This is a genomic window from Candidatus Protofrankia californiensis, assembly GCF_900634765.1.
GTDB lineage: Bacteria > Actinomycetota > Actinomycetes > Frankiales > Frankiaceae > Protofrankia > Protofrankia californiensis.
The window spans coordinates 1-4,095 of the sequence record NZ_CAAAFT010000024.1 but is presented as its reverse complement, the minus strand read 5'-3'; the positions used below and the strand labels follow the sequence as shown (position 1 = coordinate 4,095).

General features: G+C 68.4%; 3 protein-coding genes. 2 read left to right on the top strand and 1 reads right to left on the bottom strand.

The genetic code is table 11. The features are described 5' to 3' along the window. Window positions 1-493: 493 nt before the first annotated feature. Entirely contained in the window at window positions 494-2,290 is a 1,797-nt protein-coding gene (locus DD1DGNOD_RS00960) for an AMP-binding protein (protein ID WP_131769227.1), read from the top strand. 110 nt (window positions 2,291-2,400) lie between these two features. After that, entirely contained in the window at window positions 2,401-3,048 is a 648-nt protein-coding gene (locus DD1DGNOD_RS00955) for an aminodeoxychorismate/anthranilate synthase component II (protein WP_131764685.1), read from the top strand. A 28-nt stretch (window positions 3,049-3,076) separates the two neighbouring features. On the opposite strand, the gene DD1DGNOD_RS00950 is transcribed toward DD1DGNOD_RS00955, so the two are convergent. Continuing rightward, window positions 3,077-4,095: PASTA domain-containing protein (locus tag DD1DGNOD_RS00950; RefSeq protein ID WP_131769226.1), on the bottom strand; the 1,019-nt coding region annotated here is incomplete at its 5' end.

Sequence of the window (4,095 nt, the reverse complement as noted above, 5' to 3'; positions counted from 1 at the left end):
GCACCGGGCTGCCTCGGCCGGCACCGCACCGGGCTGCCTCGGCCGGCTCACAACCGTCTCACAACCGGCTCGCGGTCTGTCCGCGGCGGGTCGGGACGCGGGTGCGCCCTGTTCGCCGCTGTTGACGATTTCCGCGATCAGGGTATCGCCGGCGTGTCCGGGTGTCGGACGCCGCTGGCGGGGTCGACCTGTACCGCGGGTGTACCGCCGGCATGTCGATATGCACGGCTTTGGCTGCCGGGTGGATACTGGTACGCGCAGCAGGCTCTCGGCATATCAGGGTGATATCCGGCTGCGTGCCGTGACTCCGCTCCCCGAGTAACAGCAGCCGGTAGGGCTTGATGCGGATACGGCTGGTGCGAATACAGCCGGGGCGGCCCTGGGCGCCCCGCTCGCGAGTGATCGGAGAAATCCTGTCTCCCAGGAGCTGTTTCGGTGTCGTTTCCTTGCCAGAATGACGCCCAACCACAATCTGACGAGGAGCGTGCCCGCGATGCCAGGTGGATCGACAACCAAGCGGGAGATCGCCAGGACCGAAACCGCCGCCTATGCTGACAGGCCGTGGCAGTCGTCATACGCCGAAGGTGTCCCCACCGAGGTCGAGATCTCTGATATCACGCTGGGTCAGCTGTTCGAGAACGCCGTCGTGCGGTTTCCTCTAGCCCCGGCGATCTCCTTCTTCGGGACGACCCTGACCTACGGTCAGCTGCGCGAACAGGTCGACGCATTCGCCGGCGGCCTGGCGAAGCTCGGCGTCGGGGCTGGTGACCGCGTGGCGCTGATCCTGCCGAACTGCCCGCAACACGTGATTGCCTTCTATGCCGTCCTGCGGCTGGGTGCGATCGTGGCCGAGGCCAACCCGCTCTATACCGAGGCCGAGCTGACCCACCAGCTCTCCGACTGCGGGGCGGAGTACGTGGTGTGCCTGGACCGCACCTACGCGGTGGTGGAGGCGGCCCGCCGGTCCGGCCGGACCAGGGTCCGCGAGGTGATCTACACGTCGATTCCCGACTTTCTGCCGAGAAAAGACCGGTTGTTGCTGCGGCTGCCCATTGCGAAGGCTCGCCGGAAACGCGCCGAAATCGTGACGGATCTCCCCGCGGGCGCCCGTGCCCACGCTTTCCTCGACGTGTACCGGACCGGCCGGGCCGACCCGGTGCGGACCTCGGTCCAGGGGACGGCATCCGATGTCGCGGTCCTGCTCTACACCACGGGGACGACCGGCCCGGCCAAAGGTGCGATGCTGACCCACCGCAATCTCGTCGCGAATGCCGTGCAGTGCCGGGCGTGGTTCACCGACGCGCAGATCGGGCGGGAGGTGGTCCTCGCCGTCCTGCCGATGTTCCACGCATACGGGATGACGCTGTGCATGACGGTGGGAATGCTGATCGGTGCGCATGTGGTGCTTATACCGAAATTCGACGTGGCCATGCTCCTTGACGCCATCGTCAGGCATCGCCCGACGACCTTCCCGGGCGTGCCGCCGATCTACCGGGCGTTGCTGGACGATCCACGGGCGAAGAGCGTCGATCTGACCTCGATCCGAGGGTGCCTCTCCGGCGCGATGAAGCTGCCCGGTGAACTGCAGCAGCGTTGGGAAGGCGCAACCGGTACCCCGGTCGTCGAGGGCTATGGCATGACCGAGGCGTCCCCGGTGACCCATGCCGGTCCGTTGGGCAAGGAGCTCCGCCCCGGCTGGATCGGCCTGCCCCTCCCGTCCACGGAAGCGAAGATCGTCGAATTGGAGGACCACTCGAAGGAAGTGCCGGTGGGGGAGCCTGGTGAGCTGCTCGTCCGGGGTCCGCAGGTGTTCGCCGGGTACTGGGAGAATCCGGACTCCACCAAGGCCGTGCTGACCGACGACGGATGGCTGCTCACCGGTGACGTCGCCCGGATGGACACCGCCGGCTGGTTCGAGATCGTCGACCGGAAGAAGGAGCTCATCATCGCGGGTGGGTTCAACATCTCTCCGAACGAGATCGAGGATGTTCTCTCGGGGATTCCCGAAGTCGCCGAGGTTGCGGTGATCGGTGTTCCGGACGCATACCGGGGTGAGACGGTGAAGGCGTTCCTGGTGCTGCGGCCCGGTGAGTCACTCACCGTCGACGAAGTACGGGCGTACTGTTCCGAACGTCTCTCCGCCTACAAGGTCCCGAAGATCATTGAGTTCCGGACGGAGTCGCTACCGAAGATCGGAATCGGTAAGGTGCTGCGCCGCGCACTGCGCGACGAGGAGAAGGCAAAGGCCGAGCAGCAGGCCGCCGGCGAGCGGGATGCTGCCGGCAGCTGACCTGGCCGGCAGCTGCCGGCAGGTCCGACCCGGTGGCTGGCTCGACAGCTGATGTGGCGGCCGAGCCGGTGGCTGCATCCCGCGGCAGATCCGGTGCTAAGAGGAGGATCATGCGAATCCTGGTGGTCGACAACTACGACTCGTTCGTGTTCAACCTGGTGCAGTACCTGGGGCAGCTCGGCGCGGACAGCGTCGTCCGCCGCAACGACGAGGTCGACGTCGACGAGCTGGCCACCCTCGGTGTCGCCGGGGTGCTCGTGTCACCCGGTCCGGGTACGCCCGAGGCGGCCGGAGTCAGCGTGCCGATGATGCGGGCGTGCGCCGCGGCCGGCATCCCCATGCTCGGGGTGTGCCTGGGCCATCAGGCTCTCGGAGTTGCGTTCGGGGCGACAGTCGGACGAGCTCCTGAATTGCTGCACGGCAAGACGTCCGTGGTGCATCACCGCCGGGTCGGGGTGCTTGCGGACCTGCCGTCACCGTTCATCGCGACCCGCTACCACTCGCTCGCCGTGGACCCGGCGACCCTGCCGGACGAGATCGAGGTCACCGCCTGGACCGACAGCGGTGTGGTCATGGCGATGCGGCACCGGACCCTTCCGCTGGAGGGTGTCCAGTTCCACCCGGAGTCGGTGCTCACGCAGGGCGGTCATCTGCTGCTGGCGCGCTGGCTGTCGGTCTGCGGGGACGACACCGCGCTGTCGGTGGCGCCGATGCTGTCGGCCGAGGTCGAAACCCTGCGCCAGGCAGCTTTCGCCTGACCCGGCTATCAGAGCAGGCAGGGGCCCGTCAGCCGAGCAGGCCGCCGAGGCCGCCGCCGGTGGAGCTCGGGTTCGGCGACGGTGTCTTGCTCGGAGTCGCGCTGGCGCTCGGTGACGGTGTGGGCGTCTGGGTGTTGATGGCCTGCTGCTGGGAGACGTAGAGCGTCACGGTCGACCCGCGGGCCGCCGAGCCGCCGCCGGGGCTCTGGGAGACGACGGTGCCCGGCGGCTTGCTGCTCGCGACGGCCTGCTGGACGACCCTGAAGCCGTAGCGCTCCAGTTCGGACTTGGCGGGGTCGACAGGCTGGTCCGTCACGTTCGGGACGGTCGCCTGCGTGCTCACCACGTAGATGATCACATCGTCACCAGGAGCCACCGACGTGCCTGCCGCCGGGTCGCTGGACTCGACCAGTCCGGCTCGGCGGGTCGTCGCGTCGGTGAAGGCGGAGGTCTTCACCGTCAGCCCGGCCTCCTTCAGCTTGGCGGTGGCCGCGGCCTGGGTCAGCCCGGCCACGTCCGGAACGGCGAGGTCACCCGGCCCCTTCGAGATGCTGAGGGTGATCGGCGCGCTCTTCGAGGCGGCGGTGCCCGGGGCCGGGTCGACCTCGACCACCAGGTCCTTCGGCTCGTTGTTCTCGACGACCTTTGAGACGATGTTGGTGAAGCCGGCGGAGCTCAGGCTGTTCTTGGCCGTCTCGAACTTCTGCCCGATGAGGTTCGTCGGGATCGTCGCGGTGTCGGCGGTGGTGTCGTCGCCGTTCCCGCCCCCGCCGCCGAGCATGTTGGTCGCGATCATGGTGACGACGACGAACACCGCCACCACGGACAGGCCGGCGAGAATGTACTTCCAGGCGTCCGAACGTCTTTTCTCCGGCAGCGGCCCGCTGTCGCCCCCCCCGGGGCCGCCGAAGCCGGCCCGGTCGTAACCGCCCGTCCCGTAGCCGCCGGTGCGGCCGTAGGGGTCGTCCGGACCGTCGTCGTAGGGGCCGCGGCCGCGGGAGATCATGTGTGTCCCCGCGGTGACCGCGGGTGAGGCGCCCAGCCGGG

Bases quoted from the DNA above. Each gene is read 5' to 3' on its own strand.
- DD1DGNOD_RS00960 (WP_131769227.1), top strand. From the start codon at position 494: ATGCCAGGTGGATCGACAACCAAGCGGGAGATCGCCAGGACCGAAACC.
- DD1DGNOD_RS00955 (WP_131764685.1), top strand. From the start codon at position 2,401: ATGCGAATCCTGGTGGTCGACAACTACGACTCGTTCGTGTTCAACCTG.